The organism is Pseudomonas sp. 3-2, assembly GCF_019710535.1.
Classification (GTDB): domain Bacteria; phylum Pseudomonadota; class Gammaproteobacteria; order Pseudomonadales; family Pseudomonadaceae; genus Aquipseudomonas; species Aquipseudomonas pharyngis.
Genome location: NZ_CP081200.1, coordinates 3,363,619 through 3,378,466, shown reverse-complemented (window position 1 = coordinate 3,378,466; position 14,848 = coordinate 3,363,619). Strand labels below are relative to the sequence as shown.

16 protein-coding genes and 2 pseudogenes are annotated in these 14,848 nt (G+C 56.0%); 10 read left to right on the top strand and 8 right to left on the bottom strand.

Annotated elements, in window-relative coordinates:
* Positions 1 to 15: 15 nt before the first annotated feature.
* Positions 16 to 1,095, top strand: a complete 1,080-nt coding sequence (locus tag K3819_RS15195; RefSeq protein WP_221397361.1) for a tartrate dehydrogenase — start codon at positions 16 to 18, stop codon at positions 1,093 to 1,095.
* Positions 1,096 to 1,149: 54 nt separating this feature from the next.
* Here the strand turns inward: K3819_RS15195 and K3819_RS15190 are convergent, their stop codons facing one another.
* Complete coding sequence (locus K3819_RS15190) at positions 1,150 to 2,076, bottom strand: glyoxylate/hydroxypyruvate reductase A (RefSeq protein ID WP_221397360.1); 927 nt, start codon at positions 2,074 to 2,076, stop codon at positions 1,150 to 1,152.
* Between the two features lie 286 nt (positions 2,077 to 2,362).
* Between K3819_RS15190 and gabT the strand changes: the two genes are divergently transcribed.
* The 3 genes from gabT to K3819_RS15175 all read left to right on the top strand — a co-directional run bounded on the left by gabT (position 2,363) and on the right by K3819_RS15175 (position 4,942).
* On the top strand, positions 2,363 to 3,655 hold the full coding sequence (gene gabT / locus K3819_RS15185) for a 4-aminobutyrate--2-oxoglutarate transaminase (RefSeq protein WP_221397359.1): 1,293 nt from the start codon (positions 2,363 to 2,365) through the stop codon (positions 3,653 to 3,655).
* A gap of 96 nt (positions 3,656 to 3,751) precedes the next feature.
* Positions 3,752 to 4,408, top strand: coding sequence for a 2-haloalkanoic acid dehalogenase (locus tag K3819_RS15180; RefSeq protein ID WP_221397358.1), 657 nt, complete (start codon positions 3,752 to 3,754; stop codon positions 4,406 to 4,408).
* 45 nt (positions 4,409 to 4,453) lie between these two features.
* A complete protein-coding gene (locus K3819_RS15175; protein ID WP_039768527.1) occupies positions 4,454 to 4,942 on the top strand; it encodes an Lrp/AsnC family transcriptional regulator in 489 nt (162 codons plus the stop codon).
* A gap of 62 nt (positions 4,943 to 5,004) precedes the next feature.
* Here K3819_RS15175 and K3819_RS15170 read toward each other — a convergent pair whose 3' ends face one another.
* Positions 5,005 to 6,468 carry an aldehyde dehydrogenase family protein gene (locus K3819_RS15170; protein WP_221397357.1) on the bottom strand — a complete coding sequence of 488 codons (1,464 nt, stop codon included), beginning with the start codon at positions 6,466 to 6,468 and terminating at the stop codon, positions 5,005 to 5,007.
* Between the two features lie 225 nt (positions 6,469 to 6,693).
* Between K3819_RS15170 and K3819_RS15165 the strand changes: the two are divergent.
* Positions 6,694 to 6,834: pseudogene (locus tag K3819_RS15165) on the top strand (diguanylate cyclase domain-containing protein); the annotation flags it as partial.
* Between the two features lie 40 nt (positions 6,835 to 6,874).
* Here K3819_RS15165 and K3819_RS15160 read toward each other — a convergent pair.
* From K3819_RS15160 to K3819_RS29465, 4 genes and pseudogenes are all read right to left on the bottom strand, one after another.
* A complete protein-coding gene (locus K3819_RS15160; protein ID WP_085610305.1) occupies positions 6,875 to 7,975 on the bottom strand; it encodes a low temperature requirement protein A in 1,101 nt (366 codons plus the stop codon).
* Between the two features lie 158 nt (positions 7,976 to 8,133).
* Positions 8,134 to 8,661 (bottom strand): DsbA family protein, encoded by a 528-nt coding sequence (locus K3819_RS15155; protein WP_103385244.1) that lies wholly within the window; start codon positions 8,659 to 8,661, stop codon positions 8,134 to 8,136.
* Between the two features lie 11 nt (positions 8,662 to 8,672).
* Positions 8,673 to 9,215: a redoxin domain-containing protein gene (locus tag K3819_RS15150; RefSeq protein ID WP_221397356.1), complete on the bottom strand. Its 543-nt coding sequence runs from the start codon at positions 9,213 to 9,215 to the stop codon at positions 8,673 to 8,675.
* A gap of 32 nt (positions 9,216 to 9,247) precedes the next feature.
* Positions 9,248 to 9,529: pseudogene (locus K3819_RS29465) on the bottom strand (TolC family protein); the annotation flags it as partial.
* Between the two features lie 348 nt (positions 9,530 to 9,877).
* Between K3819_RS29465 and K3819_RS15145 the strand changes: the two are divergent.
* The 3 genes from K3819_RS15145 to K3819_RS15135 all read left to right on the top strand — a co-directional run bounded on the left by K3819_RS15145 (position 9,878) and on the right by K3819_RS15135 (position 12,234).
* Positions 9,878 to 10,177: a hypothetical protein gene (locus K3819_RS15145; protein WP_221397355.1), complete on the top strand. Its 300-nt coding sequence runs from the start codon at positions 9,878 to 9,880 to the stop codon at positions 10,175 to 10,177.
* 141 nt (positions 10,178 to 10,318) lie between these two features.
* Positions 10,319 to 10,684: a histone-like nucleoid-structuring protein, MvaT/MvaU family gene (locus tag K3819_RS15140; protein WP_039768520.1), complete on the top strand. Its 366-nt coding sequence runs from the start codon at positions 10,319 to 10,321 to the stop codon at positions 10,682 to 10,684.
* A 233-nt stretch (positions 10,685 to 10,917) separates the two neighbouring features.
* Positions 10,918 to 12,234, top strand: a complete 1,317-nt coding sequence (locus K3819_RS15135; protein ID WP_409348299.1) for an APC family permease — start codon at positions 10,918 to 10,920, stop codon at positions 12,232 to 12,234.
* Between the two features lie 155 nt (positions 12,235 to 12,389).
* On the opposite strand, the gene K3819_RS15130 is transcribed toward K3819_RS15135, so the two are convergent.
* Together K3819_RS15130 and K3819_RS15125 are read right to left on the bottom strand one after the other, a co-directional pair.
* Complete coding sequence (locus tag K3819_RS15130) at positions 12,390 to 12,710, bottom strand: hypothetical protein (RefSeq protein WP_085610301.1); 321 nt, start codon at positions 12,708 to 12,710, stop codon at positions 12,390 to 12,392.
* A 52-nt stretch (positions 12,711 to 12,762) separates the two neighbouring features.
* Complete coding sequence (locus K3819_RS15125; RefSeq protein WP_085610300.1) at positions 12,763 to 13,260, bottom strand: short chain dehydrogenase; 498 nt, start codon at positions 13,258 to 13,260, stop codon at positions 12,763 to 12,765.
* A gap of 150 nt (positions 13,261 to 13,410) precedes the next feature.
* Here K3819_RS15125 and K3819_RS15120 point away from each other — a divergent pair, with 150 nt between their 5' ends.
* On the top strand, positions 13,411 to 13,659 hold the full coding sequence (locus tag K3819_RS15120) for a hypothetical protein (RefSeq protein WP_178076437.1): 249 nt from the start codon (positions 13,411 to 13,413) through the stop codon (positions 13,657 to 13,659).
* A 246-nt stretch (positions 13,660 to 13,905) separates the two neighbouring features.
* Positions 13,906 to 14,790: a manganese catalase family protein gene (locus tag K3819_RS15115; protein WP_221399703.1), complete on the top strand. Its 885-nt coding sequence runs from the start codon at positions 13,906 to 13,908 to the stop codon at positions 14,788 to 14,790.
* The last annotated feature ends 58 nt before the right edge of the window (positions 14,791 to 14,848 follow it).

Below are 14,848 nucleotides of genomic sequence, written 5' to 3'. Positions count from 1 at the left end.
GAGGAGCCACAACTGATGAGCAAGGTCTTCAAGATCGCCGCGATTGCCGGCGACGGGATTGGCAAGGAAGTGTTGCCCGAGGGGCTGCGGGTTCTGGAGCAGGCCGCGAAGAAATGGCAGCTGGACTTGAGCATTGAAGTGCTCGACTGGGCGCATTGCGATTATTACCTGGAACACGGGCAGATGATGCCCGAGGACTGGTTCGAACAGCTCAAGGGCTTCGACGCGATTTACTTCGGCGCCGTGGGCTGGCCGGAGAAAGTGCCGGACCATATTTCCCTGTGGGGGTCGCTGCTGAAATTCCGTCGCGACTTCGACCAGTACGTGAATATCCGGCCGGTGCGCTTGTTCCCCGGGGTGCCATGCCCGTTGGCTGGACGCGAACCGGGGGATATCGATTTCGTGGTGATTCGCGAGAACACCGAAGGCGAGTACTCATCGGTCGGCGGCAAGATGTTCGAAGGCACCGAGCATGAGTTTGTGCTGCAGGAATCGGTCTTCACCCGCCGGGGTGTCGACCGGATTCTCAAGTTTGCCTTCGACCTGGCCCAGACCCGGCCACGCAAGCGCCTGACCGCAGCGACCAAGTCCAACGGCATTTCGATCAGCATGCCGTACTGGGACGAGCGCACCGCGCTGATGGCTGCGCAGTACCCGGAAGTGACGTGGGACAAGCAGCACATCGATATCTTGTGCGCGCGCTTCGTTCTGCAACCGGATCGGTTCGATGTGGTGGTGGCGTCGAACCTGTTCGGCGACATCCTCTCCGACCTGGGGCCGGCGTGTGCCGGAACCATCGGCATTGCGCCGTCGGCCAACCTTGATCCGCAGCGACGCTTTCCGTCGCTGTTCGAGCCGGTGCATGGTTCGGCGCCGGACATCTATGGGCAGAACATCGCCAACCCGATTGCGATGATCTGGTCCGGGGCGCTGATGCTCGATTTCCTGGGCAACGGTGACGAGCGTTATCGTGCAGCACACGACGGTATCCTGCAGGCGATCGAGCGGGTGATCGCCGAGGGCCCGATCACCCCGGACCTGAGCGGGAAGGGCTCGACCCAGGATGTCGGCAGGGCCATCGCCGAATTCCTCTGAAACATCGTCATCCTCTGCATGAGTGAGCCTGCTCGCTCGTGCAGAGGGTCTGAATCAGTAGCCCTTGTTGCGGTCGATCTGACCGTTCATGGGCTCGCCGCGTTCGAAGCGGCGGATGTTCTCCAGCAGGACAGCAAATGCACTTTCCGGCTGGGTCATCGCCGCGATATGCGGCGTCAGCAGAATCTGCGGATGGCCCCAGAAGGGATGATCCGCCGGCGCCGGTTCGTTCTGCACCACATCCAGCACCGCTCCGCTGAGTTGCCCGCTGTCCAGCGCTTCGAGCAAATCTTCTTCCACCAGATGCCCACCGCGCCCCATGTTGATCAGTGCAGCGCCACGCGGCAATTGGCGAAACAACTCACGGTCGAGAATGCCACGGGTCTGCTCGGTCAGCGGCAATACGCACATCACAATGTCGCACTGGCTCAGAAACGCCGGCAGTTGCTCGCGACCGGCAAAACACTCGACGCCGGCAATCCGATGCGCGCTGCGCGCCCAGCCCTTGAGGGCAAAGCCCAGGGGCTGCAAGGTGGCGAGAATCTGCTGCGCCTGAGTACCGAGGCCCATCACTCCCACCCGACGCTGATGCGCCGGCTGCAGCAGGTGCGCCTGCCAACACCGCGCCATCTGCTGCTGGCGATAGCGCAACATGTCCCGGTGCAAAGCGAGCACGGCAAAACTGGCGTACTCGCACATGCCTTGGGTGATCCCGGGATCGAGCAGGCGCACCACCGGAAGACTTGGCGGGACACGGCTCAGATCCAGTTGATCGACGCCGGCCGACAACGCAAACAACACCTGCAGATTCGGCAGCACCGTCTGCAGATCTTCCGGCGCCTGCCACGCCGCCAGGTACTTGATGTCTGCGGGATCGCCGATGTCCGGCCAGGCGCGCCATTCGATGTCCGGGGCATGTTCGGCGAACAGTGCTTTCCACCGTTCGCCGCGCACGGGGTCAGCTTTGTAAAGCAGGGCCATGGTCAATTCCTGAGGAGGTTGAAGGTGCTCCCATCATCGCCCAACGCCAGAGCAGGATCTGTCGAAAGCAGCGCTGCGAACACTGCGCGCCACGTCATATACGCACGCGTCCGGCAGATTCGGCGGCCTGAAGGAATCTGCCGTTTGGCAGGGTGAAAACAGTCGATCCGGATTTCTCAGGGGCCAAGTTCGGCGTAGTTCGTTCCGCACAAGTCTTAATCTTAAGACCCTGTGTAACCACCTCCTGCATTCACTCCGGGCTGCCGGAATCACGAAGGGAAATGCCATGAACAGCCAAGTCGACCAAACGCCTCATTTACTCCGTCAGCGTGATCAGTTCGTGCCACGCGGACTGGTCACCGCTCATCCACTGGTGATTGATCGCGCCCAAGGGGCTGAATTGTGGGACGTGGACGGCCAGCGTTATCTGGACTTCGTCGGCGGCATCGGCGTGCTGAACATCGGCCATAACCATCCCAAAGTGGTTGCAGCGGTGCAGGCCCAATTGCATAAGGTCTCGCACGCCTGCTTCCAGGTGGTGGCCTACAAGCCGTATCTGGATCTGGCCCAGCGTTTGTGCGAAATGATAGGTGGCGAGGAACACTACAAAGCGGCGTTCTTCACCTCCGGTGCCGAAGCCGTGGAGAACGCGGTGAAAATCGCCCGCGCTCACACCAACCGCTCTGCGGTGATCTCCTTCCGCGGCGGTTTCCATGGACGCACCTTGCTCGGCACCACGCTGACCGGCATGAGCCAGCCCTACAAACAGAACTTCGGGCCATTCGCGCCGGAGGTGTTTCACACCCCATTTCCCAATGCCTATCGCGGCGTCACCAGTGAGATGGCGCTCAAGGCGCTGGACGAGTTGCTCGCCACTCAGGTTGCGCCGGAGCGGGTTGCGGCGATCATCATTGAACCCGTACAGGGCGACGGTGGTTTCCTTGCGGCGCCGGCACCATTCCTCCAGGCATTGCGTGAGTTGACCCACAAGCACGGCATCGTGCTGATCCTCGATGAAATCCAGACCGGATTCGGCCGCACCGGCAAGTGGTTCGGTTTCCAGCACGCCGGCATCCAGCCTGACCTGGTCACCGTCGCCAAGAGTCTGGCCGGCGGGCTGCCGTTGTCGGGCGTGGTCGGCAAAGCTGAAATCATGGATTCTCCACTGCCTGGAGGCCTCGGCGGCACCTACGGTGGCAATGCACTTTCCTGCGCAGCGGCCCTGGCAGTGATCGACGCTTATGAAGAGGAGAAACTGCTCGAACGTGGCGATGCATTGGGCAAGCGCCTGCGTGAAGGTTTGCTGCAGTTGCAGCGCCGTCACCCGCAGATCGGTGACGTACGCGGCACCGGTTTCATGCTGGCCATCGAGCTGATCAAGAACGATGAAGCGCGCTCCCCGGACGCGGATCTGAACCAGCGTGTGATCGATGAAGCACGCAAAGGTGGCTTGCTGGTGATCAAGTGTGGCGTCTATCGCAACGTCTTGCGCTTCCTCGCGCCACTGGTGACGACCGAAGCGCAGATCGATGAAGCGTTGCAGATGCTGCAGGCTGCATTGGCACGGGTATTGAACTGATGTCCGCCGGGTTCAGCGGCGCGGTCGCTGGCCAGCGTCGCTGAACCTTTTTGGCGCACGGATTGATGAAACGCATCATCGGAGGCTGTGTACACCATGGGGCTGACTGATTATCGAGCACTGCTCATCGATTGCGACGAAGTCCTGGTTGACCGTGATTCGGGTGTCTGGACAGCGCTGCAGCCGTTGCTCGACAGCCGGGGCGGGCGCCCGGACAAGGAACAGGTGCTGGGCGAATTTCGCGAGGTGGTGCAGGCGCTCTATCCGCGCTTTGCCGAACTGGGCTTCAGCGGATTGCTGTGTTTTGCCCATCGCCAACTGGCCGAGCGCTGGAGCTTGAACGCCAGTTGGGAGGAGGGCATGAGTTTCGCGCGCTCTGCTGCCAACTGGTCATTGTTCGAAGACGCGCCGGGAGCGATGCTGTACTTGCGCAAGTTTTATCGTCTGTTGGTGGTGGGCGACCGGGATGCCGAGGATCGCGCCGTGTTGTGCGAGCATCTGGGGATTGTGGCCGATGATTTTATTTCGCTGGCCAGCGATCCGCTGCGGGACGAGGACTGGTTGAATGCCAACGAGCTGAAGCCGGAGCACATTCTGCGGGTGACCCGACCCGCCGCCCGTGGCCCGGCGCTGACCGATGTGTGTCTGATCGGTCGCGAACGGGGCCAACAGCCGACCCCATGTGCTGCGGATTATTGCATCAACAGCATGGCTGATCTGGTCGCACAGCATCAGCAGTGTTTACGGCGCTGATTTTGCTAGTAGATTGTCCTACAAATGGCAGTCAAGAGGTTCGCAATGGAAGGTTTAGTCAAACTGGACCGCATCGACATCAGTATCCTGGTTGAGTTGCAGAGGGACGGGCGCATGACCAATGTCAGCCTGGCCGATGCCGTGGGATTGTCGGCCAGCCCCTGTCTGCAACGGGTCAAACGGCTGGAATCGGCCGGGTACATTTCCAGCTACAAGGCACACCTGAACCTGGCGAAGATCACCGAATCGGTAACGGTCTTCACCGAAATCACCCTGAGTGACCACAAGCGTGAAGACTTCGCCAAGTTCGAGTCGAACATTCGGCTGGTGGATGAGGTGCTCGAGTGCCATTTGATCAGTGGTGGCTACGATTATCTGGTGCGTTTCATGACGCGCAGTATTCAGCACTATCAGGAAGTGATTGAAAGCCTGCTGGATAAAAACATCGGCATTTCCAAGTACTTCAGCTACATCGTTATCAAGTCCCCGGTGCTCAAGGACGGTGTGCCGTTGCGCAAGTTGTTGCGGCACTGAAGTTCCCTACATCCATCAGGCGCGATCCAATAGGGGGACAGCTGACTGTCCCCCATTGTGTGCTAGCCACCGAAGCCTACGATTGCTTTGGTTTCCAGATATTCCTCAAAGCCGTAGACACCAAATTCACGACCATTTCCGGATCGTTTGTAGCCACCGAATGGGGCCATGGGATTCCAGGCCGGGTGATTCAGCAGCACTTGTCCTGCGCGGATGCGTGAGGCAACGGCGCGTGCCTGATCAAGGTCGCGGGATTGAACGTGGGCGCTCAGTCCGTACACGGTGTCGTTGGCGATCGCGACAGCCTCATCGAGCGTTTCATAGGCAATGATGCACAGCACTGGCCCGAAGATTTCCTCCTGGGCAATGCGCATGCTCGAGTCGACATCGGAAAAGACAGTCGGTCGGGCATAGAAGCCTGTTTCATGACCAGGCACGCGGCCTGGTCCGCCGCAGACGAGTTTGGCCCCTTCATTCAGGCCCGATTCGATCATGGCTTGCACGCGCTTGAACTGAGCCTCATTGGCTATCGGACCGAGTACCGTTTCTTCCGATTGTGGATCCCCCACGATGATCGCGTTGGCGGTTGCGGCGGCCAGTGCCTCGACTTCCGCCAGCCGGTCCCTGGGTACGATCATTCTGGTCGGGGCGCTGCAGGATTGCCCGACGTTGCGAAACGCCGTCATCACGCCCAGTGGCACGACGTTGGCGAAGTCCGCATCGGGCAACAGCACGTTGGGTGACTTGCCGCCCAGTTCCTGGGTGACGCGTTTCACTGTAGGAGCAGCCGCCTGTGCGACCAGCGCACCTGCACGGTTTGAACCGGTGATCGAAATCATATCGATATCCGGGTGCGCAGCCATGGCGCCGCCGACCTCGGGGCCCGTGCCATTGACCAGATTGAAGACACCCGGTGGCAGGCCGGCGTCATGCACCAGCTGGGCGAAAAGAAGGGCGCTCAGTGGTGACAGCTCGCTGGGTTTCAGCACCACTGTGCATCCGGCCGCAATCGCTGGAGCCACCTTGGCGGTGATTTGATAAAGCGGCCAGTTCCAAGGGGTGATGAGACCGCAGACGCCAATGGGTTCGCGGTCAATCGCGGTGCCGCCTTCAACCGTCTGGAAGCGGTAGGTGGACAGCAGATCACGGGCAATCCGAACATGTTCGGCCGCCAAAGGCACTTGCATCGCTCGGGCGAAAACGATGGCAGCACCCATTTCCAGAGATAGGGCCTGCGCAAGCGACTCTTTTCGTTCAAGGATCAGGTCGTAAATCTTTCCAAGAAGGCTCGCGCGCGTTTCGGCGGAGGTTGCAGACCAGTGAGGAAACGCAGCACGCGCTGCAGCGACGGCCCGATCAACGTCTGCGGCCGACCCGCTGGCAACCTCTGCAACTACGCTTTCAGTCGCCGGATTGACCACGGGCGAACTGGCAGGCGTTGCCGGCGAACACCAGCCACCATTGATATAAAACTGTTGAGCCGTTTGCGAATCCACGGTGTAGGTATTCGAAGATTGTGTTGTCATCCAACTAGCTCCTTAGAGGACTGATGGGGGCTGTTAACCGCAGGGACGGAGGGAGGTCAGAGCGACGCCGGGGCACCGGTATATGGGGTGCCCTGTGGTTTGAATAAGCTAGCAAAAGGGCTCAGTCGAAATATGCCGTTCTTGAAGTCGGCAAGGGATAATCTGCTGTATCTCAGGGGCTGACGTTGTGTCTGTGCGATCGAGCATCAAAGCTGATAGCTAATGCGTAAGCGTCGTCTGGCGGTGATGTGTATTGATCTGGATGGATTCAAATCCATCAACGATTCGATCGGACACTACTTCGGCGATCAGGTACTGATTGAAGTGGCGCAGCGAATGACTCAGCAGGTTCGTCCCGGTGATACCACTGATGCACCTGCGAGCTCCATGCTCGAATAATAAACATTTAACGATATCTGAAATTCAACAAAACATAACAGATCATGGTTGCTGTTAGTCCGATCAATATGTACTCGGCGCGGGGCAGGAATATAAACAGCCCTGCCAAAGACAACACGATCAAGGTGTTTTGCAGTATGTACTTCCTTATTTTAGGTACGGCTACGAAATAGCCATATTGCTTGCCCAGGAAAAACAAGGTCATGCCGATGATTGACATAATCTGAAAATCGCGAATCACAATGTCATTCAGGATTGCATGTCTAATCAAATTTGCGAGGAGGGCCAGCCCTATAAATAGAAAGAGGTGCGAGTAGATTAAGGAGTGCCCGCTCATACTGCTATCATTTTTGCTCAGCAGGTAAAAGCTATCAAAATAGATCCACCAGATACTGCAAATCATGATAAAGCCGGTGATTGCTGCCATCACATTATAACGATCCCATTGAATGCCGGATAATCCTCCAGCAAGGCTAATGACTGACTCACCCAATAAGATGAGGGTGAGTAAGCCTAGTCGTTCAACCAAGTGTTCCGTATGTGCTGGCAATGGCTTTGATTTGCTCCAAAAAAATACAGGCAGCAGAATGTCAAGGAAAATCCCAATGTAAGCGACAACGTAACGCACAGGTGGGTCAAAAAGGATGGATGAAAGACTAACCATTGCGCTAATTGACAGCGCAAAGCCAAGCCTGGAGGATAATTCGCTGCGGTAGTCGATTTTACTGATGGATGAAATGTACATAATGCTGATGATGGCACGTATTCCAAAATAGCAGGAAATAACAAGCGGATAGTTTAATCCTAATTCCTCACCGATCCGTGCAGACAACACAATCAGCAGCAACATTATAAATAATGTGGCCAGACGGTGAAGGCTGCTGTCTGTATCAAACCTGTTGGAGTAAATCGTGTGGCTGGACCAAACCCACCACAATGGAACAAAAAGCAGGAGAAATGTCCATAGTTGCTCTTGTTCAAAGTGGCCTTGATGAACATGTCCGAGAGTGTGTGTAACCTTGCCAATTGCAACAACAAAAATCAGGTCAAAAAACAACTCTAACCATGTGGCGTGTCGATTTTTTTCATAATACTTCAAGGATTTCATTCGCTGCTGGCTCCGTATCGGCGGTCTGTATATGGCCAAATGGCGAGTGCGTGGCAGCGAGCCAATTGGATCGGGCAGATGCTGCCGTTCAACAGCCGTACATGCCGCCTCGATTACGGTGGGGAACTATCAGGCGAATTGATTATCCGGCCATTTCGTCAACTCACCAACGAACGCTCAATCATCTGACTCATCTCGGCGAACTCTGGAACCCCGTCATAGCGAAGCCCGTCAATGTAAAACGCGGGGGTGCCGTTAACGCCGCTCCGTACACCGCCATTAAAGTCGGATTTTATTTTGGCCAGGTAAGTGCCTTCCTGCAGCGCAACATAAAGTTCTTCACTGGAGAGACCGTGTTTTAGAGCGATGGCCCGAAACAGTGGCATGCCCAATCGATCCTGATTTTCATACAGTTCGTCGTGAGCCTCCCAGAAGAGTCCTCGACTCCCTGCATATTCAGCGGTGACGGCTGCACCCATTGCGTGCGGGTGGGCGGTGGTCAGGGGAAAGTTACGGAACACGAAGAGCAAATCGTTGCGAAAACGCTGCTGGAGATTTTTGACGACCCAATACGCTAAACCGCAATAGGGACATTCATAATCGCCAAATTCCACCAAGGTGACTTTGGCATGCGCGCTTCCCTGGCGATGGTCGTTGGCACTTACCGGCACTTTGAGAGTGGCCATGTGATCACCTGTTAATTTTTGGTTGGCGTGCATTGTGGTGCATTCGCCAGCGCATCCAGCGCATCCAGAATGCCGTCCGCCCCTGGGTTGATTGCCATTGGTGAAATGTAGCTCCAGGCGATCACTCCCTCCTTGTCAATCACGAACAGTGCCCGCTTACAAACTCCCAGGTGGGAGTCGTACGCTCCATACCGTCGCGCCACAGCTCCTTTGGGCTCAAAATCGGCCAGCAGGCTGAAGTGGAAATTCCGATCTTTGGCAAAGGCCTGATGACACCAGGCGCTGTCGACTGAGATACCCAGGAGCGTCGCACCGTATTCTCTGAATGTGGGTAGCAACTGGTTGTACAAGGTCAGTTGATCGCCACAAACCGAACTCCAATCGGCGGGATAAAACGTCAGTATCACGGGATTTCCCTTCAGCTCGCGTAGCGACAATTGCTGATCGGGAGTCGCGTACAGTAAGAAGTCGGGCGCTACGGTGCCGGCTGGCAGCGGCTCCTGAACCAGGTCGTCTTTCGTTTCCTCTGCATCACCAAATTCTGAAGTGTTCATTGCTTGAGCCCTGATAGATAGGAGTTTGGGGTCTACTCAGGGGGGATGCGACTTGCCCGGCGGGGATAACTCCATCCACCATCAAGGGATTTATAAGAGGCAACGCTGCCACGATCTCAGCCTGAGCCTGCGTGTTTTCGGCAGCAAGACGTTCATATTCCGCGTCCAGAAGCACGACGACGCTCGCCGTGCTTTCGCGGTATTGAATTGAGGGCCAGTTGGGGAGAGCAGCGACAGGATTCGCTCTGGCTCACCAATGACTATAGTCGCTGTTGTCGCTTGTCGTAGTCGCTAAACGCGTTTTCGGTTTCCTTGGCAGGGCTTCGCGCTCTCGCTCTGTTGCCATACACCTTCGCCGTAAACGCCTGGTCATCTCATTACTGATCGATTCGCCTCTGCGAATTCGCAGATCAAAGCGTTGCTCGATCACTCTGGTGATTCCATAGCCTCAATTGCTGATGAGTGGGTGATTTACCACCGGCGGTATTTCTGATCATGAAGTCGATGTTCTTTGCTGGTTTGGCTGAGATGCAGGAAGGGCTGGAAGCGGACGAACGGGATGGTTTCGTCATCATCGGAAATCGCAGTGAACTGCCTTCACTTGGAGCGACCCCTGGGCCCGCAAGTCTATGTGTATCTACTCATTGGTAAGGTACGGCGCAATGGATAAGACAATCACTGTCGATCAACTGGCTACCACCGACCTCAGATCAATCAACGAAATATGGCTCGGAGAAACTCATACTCAACTTTGCCTATGGCGAGGTGAACAAGTCTTTACGCACGAGATGATGAGTGAGGGCACCCACGATCAGAATATCCAGCGCCTGTCCTTGCAGCTGGTCGACCCTGACGATCAAGCCGCAGTTGCCAGCGTTGAGTTGATCGTGCGCGAACAGCTCAAAAGGATAGGGAAGGAAGGTGAGTTTTATCCGGCTGAGGAGGCGGATACTCATCGATAAGAAAAAGACTTCGACCGTTCACAGGGAATCAATTCAAGGCCTGTTGAGGCTGTCCAGGTAAAGACCCAGCGCCAGTCCTTGTAAGTGCGGGCCGTGATTTATGGTGTAACCTTCAGGTATTACTCACATCGAGATTTTTTCATGTCTAAACTTGCCGAATTCCGCCAGCTCGAAAAACACCTCGCCGAACAGCTCCAGGCCCTCGAAACCCTCAAGGGTGATGCTGGCCTCAAGAAAGAAATCGAGTTCGAAACGAAGCTGCGCGACTTGCTCGCAAAATACGGCTACAGCCTTAAGGACGTGATCAACCTGCTTGATCCGCAAGCAGGTCGTCGCGCTCCAGCCGCCGGGTCCAAAGCCGGCAGTCGCAAGCCTCGCCAGTTGAAGGTCTATAAAAATCCGCACACTGGGGAAGTTGTTGAAACCAAAGGCGGCAATCATAAAACGCTGAAGGATTGGAAAGCAGAGCACGGCTCCGACACTGTGGAGTCCTGGCTGACCAAATGATTTTGGTTTGAACACAAAAGGGCCTGATTACGGCCCTTTTTTGTTTTCGATTTTTAGCTACTTGAGAGGAATTCCATAGCTCTAATCAGGGTGTACGTGAGGCACCTTTTACTTGTCACCTTGGCAAGATATGTGAACTTTAGTGATACGCGAATTTCCATTGATTGAGAGTGGAGCCGCCTGACTTCCAGCCCGGTAATCGGCCCTCCGAACCTCAAGTCAGGAAGTAGATCGTGAAGACCTTGCCCTCCAAGACCTCCCTGCGCCGGGCCGTTACCGGCCCGATGCTTTTTCTATTTATTCTCGGCGATGTGCTCGGGGCAGGCGTTTATGCTCTTGCCGGGACAATTGCGGGGGAGGTGGGTGGCGCAATATGGATGCCGCTGCTGATCGCTCTTTTTTTCGCGATGCTTACTGCAGGTTCCTATGCCGAGTTGGTAACAAAATATCCCCACGCAGGCGCCGCTTCGGTTTTCGCCGAGAAAGCGTTCGGGTCACCGCTCATTTCTTTTCTTGTGGGCTTTTGCATGCTATCTGCAGCTGTCACGAGCGCTGCGGGTTTATCGCTGGCGTTTGCGGGTGATTACCTGGCGGCGTTCATCCATGTACCACCTCACATTTCAGCCTTACTGTTTCTTCTCGTGATCGCGCTACTCAATGCGAGGGGAATCAAAGAATCCTTGGGAGCCAACCTGGTGATGACAGTCATTGAGCTGTCAGGCCTTCTTTTGGTCGTTGTTGCCGCCGCTTGGTATTTCCGTACAGGCGATGCAGATTTGGGTCGCAGCCTGGAGTTCAAGCCGGGAGTCAGCCCGATGTTAGCCGTTTTGGGTGCGGCACTGATCGCCTTCTATTCTTTTGTAGGATTCGAAACATCCGCCAATCTTGCAGAAGAAATTCGAGACGTTCGAAAGGTTTACCCCCGCGCATTGTTTGGCGCATTGCTGACCGCCGGAGTCCTCTACATGGCGGTCGGTGTAGCGGCATCTTCCGTACTGCCCATGGAAAAACTGGTTGCAACCTCTGCTCCTCTTCTTGAGGTGGTTCGGGCGTCAGGTTTGAACATCCCGCCTCGCGTCTTTGCCTTTATTGCATTGGTCGCGGTAGCCAACGGCGCACTTCTAACCATGATAATGGCCAGCCGCCTTACTTATGGCATGGCCTGCCTTGGACTTTTGCCGAATGCCTTGAGCAAAGTGCTGCCTCAACGACGCACCCCGTGGATAGCAGTGATCGCTACCACCCTCGTAGCAATCGGGCTCACGCTGACGGGGACGCTAGCCACACTCGCTGAAACAGTCGTCCTGCTCCTGCTGTTCGTATTTCTCAGTACCAATTTGTCCGTGTTGATCCTGCGCCGTGACGAGGTTGCGCAAGATCACTTTCGAGTACCTACGTGGGTTCCGCTACTTGCTATCGTCTCTTGCCTGGTACTGCTTAGTCAGCAAAGTCTGGAAACCTGGATGCGTGGAGGCGCGCTGATCCTGACAGGCATGCTGCTTTTCGCCTGTGCAAGAGTGGCACTGCCGGCGCCAGTGGAGCCTGGCTAGGCTTGCAAGCGCTTTCCCTGTCTACCGCAGCGTTAACTTGGCTACGTCGTACAAATGCCAGGGGGTGAGCGGTTGTAATGGGTGCATCCAATGCCTTGGATCGGCGGTTGTGAGCAACACTGGAACATCATCCGAATCCCGCCTTACGCCGAGAGTTAATCAGGCTCTTGGAGCGAGCTGAACCATTCGGCATAAGGGGAATTGCTGACCAGCCGCCGGTTGAAGTCCGGGCTTCCATCAGCCCACCAGACAGGCCCCCGTTCCCCGAGGGCCACTTTGGCCATTTGTACCTTTTCCCGAGCGCGCTTCAGTTGCGACGCGTCTTGCGAACCCTTTGCGTTCTTGACCTCTCGTCGAGCGGCCATAAGCGCATCGACAAGACGCTGGCGCACCTCTTCATCCAATGATGGGTTGGAACATCGCCATAGCTGGCCTTTGACAACAAAGTAGCGACCGTCTGGTGTCACTGGATGCATTCCTGTCTCCGATCGTTCAAAGAGCACTTCTCCAAAAATTCAGCAAGGACGGCTATCTCGGTTTTCGGGCAGGAAGGCGATTGGCTTGTTTGACTCCAAGCAGTATTCCCAGTACTAGCGCGGCGCCTGCCGCCAGGAGTATTGGATATGGATGTTTACCTGACATCCGGACGCCCTCGACTCCGAGTTGATCGCTTGCCGGAGCAGGTCGATGCCGTGATGACGATGGAGTAAGACGGCTTGCACTGGCAGGTGAGTCGACATCTGCCCTGTACGGCATTTCGTTCAAGGGCAAACGCGCACCGTCCGCGAGAGTCAGGGTGAGGTCTTCGACAGTGCCGGCGAGTCGATCGGGAAACACCGGCTCACCCGTCGGATCAAGCTCATCGTAATAAAACTGCTTTCCTTCCAGCCAACCTATGGCCGTCATCAATTCCGGGCCAAGGTAATATTTTCCGTCGAGGAAGAAACCCGGGAAATGTCGCGTGCGTTCGAGACTGTCTATGGTGTAGCGCTCGCCTGCCTTCATACCGGTTGCTGGATCGATCATGATGAAATCCTCAGATTCGCTGGTGTTGCGATAGAGGACGGGGCCTGGCGCAACGTTCCATCGAGATTACCGAAAGGCTGATTTTCGTCAGACCTTTTGAACCTAATTCGAAAACTGTTGCTCAACCGGGAAATGTTCGGGGTAGGTGAAATGAATGCTTTCAAGAATCAACTGACGCTTGAGCAGGAATCCAAATTGAAAGCCCTGGATGCCTGGCATCTTGCATTGGAGAACCGAGCGTTACGCATGGAGTGTCCCGATGCCTATCACGAGGAGCTATTGCGCCAGACTGATGAGATGCATCGGTTGGGTAGGTTGACCGATTCCGAATGGCGTGACCTGAGAAGGGAGGCAGATGCGGCCTATCTGCGTGCGGTCGCCGGTGAGGATTATCACTGAGGTCATTCAGCTCATGTCTATCGCCGACGACACTCGCAATTGCGCAGCCGGAATTATCCAATACGCGAGGACATGGCCTATCAGTTGAAAGTCTTGATCTCCGTTAAAGGGAAATCAGCACCCGTTGGTCGACAGGGCAGAAGGTTTTTGAAATTAACCCCGGCGCATTTGCTTCAGATGAATGCGGGTTGGCATTCGGTCTATTGCCGAGTGAACGGCAGCCCTGGTTCACCTGAGGAGAATGTCATGTTCCTACATAACAAACGACTTCAATACACCGTGCGCGTTGCTCAGCCCAATCCGGGGTTGGCCAATCTACTACTGGAACAATTCGGGGGCGCCCAAGGGGAACTCGCTGCAGCTTCACGCTACTTCACACAGGCGTTGGCCGAAGATGATCCAGGCAGAAAGGATCTCCTTATGGATATTGCCACCGAGGAGCTCAGCCACCTTGAGATCGTCGGGTCGATTATCGTGATGTTGAACAAGGGCGCCAAAGGGCAAATGGCCGAAGGTGTCGAGGAAGAGGGCGAGTTGTATCGCGCCATCAACGGGGCCGGCAACGATTCCCACATCACAAGTCTGTTGTACGGAGCGGGTGCTCCTTTGACCAACTCGGCAGGCGTTCCCTGGTCAGCGGCTTACGTCGATACCATCGGCGAACCGACTGCAGACATGCGCTCCAATATCGCCGCTGAGGCCAGGGCGAAAATCGTCTACGAGCGTTTGATGAATGTCACAGATGATCCGGGTGTAAAGGAAGCCCTCGGATTTCTGATGACCCGTGAAATCGCCCATCAACTGTCTTTCGAAAAAGCACTGCACGCCATCCAGCCTAATTTCCCTCAGGGCAAACTGCCGGGTATGCCTGAATTCACCAACGTTTACTTCAACATGTCTCAGGGCGAAGGCAGCACCCGCGGGCCGTGGAACGAAGGGGAGGACTGGGAGTTCGTAGAGAATCCAGCGCCGGCGGTGGATGGAGGTGACGGCACCGCGACTGTGCAATTGAGCGCCGAGGATGAAGCGCTGCTCATGGACATGAAAGCCAGGACGATGTCCGACCCAGACAGCAATCCGATCACGGGTGCGGACCTGGGGGCGGGTGTGCAAGGCGAACCACAACCTTAACGACGCGACCGCACGCCGAAGGGCGTGCGGTTTTTCCAACTCAAGAAAACAGGAGGGT

Bases quoted from the DNA above. Each gene is read 5' to 3' on its own strand.
- K3819_RS15170 (WP_221397357.1), bottom strand. From the start codon at position 6,468: ATGACAACACAATCTTCGAATACCTACACCGTGGATTCGCAAACGGCT.
- K3819_RS15130 (WP_085610301.1), bottom strand. From the start codon at position 12,710: ATGCATCCAGTGACACCAGACGGTCGCTACTTTGTTGTCAAAGGCCAG.
- K3819_RS15145 (WP_221397355.1), top strand. From the start codon at position 9,878: ATGGATAAGACAATCACTGTCGATCAACTGGCTACCACCGACCTCAGA.
- K3819_RS15175 (WP_039768527.1), top strand. From the start codon at position 4,454: ATGGAAGGTTTAGTCAAACTGGACCGCATCGACATCAGTATCCTGGTT.
- K3819_RS15195 (WP_221397361.1), top strand. From the start codon at position 16: ATGAGCAAGGTCTTCAAGATCGCCGCGATTGCCGGCGACGGGATTGGC.
- K3819_RS15155 (WP_103385244.1), bottom strand. From the start codon at position 8,661: ATGGCCACTCTCAAAGTGCCGGTAAGTGCCAACGACCATCGCCAGGGA.
- gabT (WP_221397359.1), top strand. From the start codon at position 2,363: ATGAACAGCCAAGTCGACCAAACGCCTCATTTACTCCGTCAGCGTGAT.
- K3819_RS15180 (WP_221397358.1), top strand. From the start codon at position 3,752: ATGGGGCTGACTGATTATCGAGCACTGCTCATCGATTGCGACGAAGTC.
- K3819_RS15115 (WP_221399703.1), top strand. From the start codon at position 13,906: ATGTTCCTACATAACAAACGACTTCAATACACCGTGCGCGTTGCTCAG.
- K3819_RS15160 (WP_085610305.1), bottom strand. From the start codon at position 7,975: ATGAAATCCTTGAAGTATTATGAAAAAAATCGACACGCCACATGGTTA.
- K3819_RS15150 (WP_221397356.1), bottom strand. From the start codon at position 9,215: ATGAACACTTCAGAATTTGGTGATGCAGAGGAAACGAAAGACGACCTG.
- K3819_RS15125 (WP_085610300.1), bottom strand. From the start codon at position 13,260: ATGATCGATCCAGCAACCGGTATGAAGGCAGGCGAGCGCTACACCATA.
- K3819_RS15120 (WP_178076437.1), top strand. From the start codon at position 13,411: ATGAATGCTTTCAAGAATCAACTGACGCTTGAGCAGGAATCCAAATTG.
- K3819_RS15190 (WP_221397360.1), bottom strand. From the start codon at position 2,076: ATGGCCCTGCTTTACAAAGCTGACCCCGTGCGCGGCGAACGGTGGAAA.
- K3819_RS15140 (WP_039768520.1), top strand. From the start codon at position 10,319: ATGTCTAAACTTGCCGAATTCCGCCAGCTCGAAAAACACCTCGCCGAA.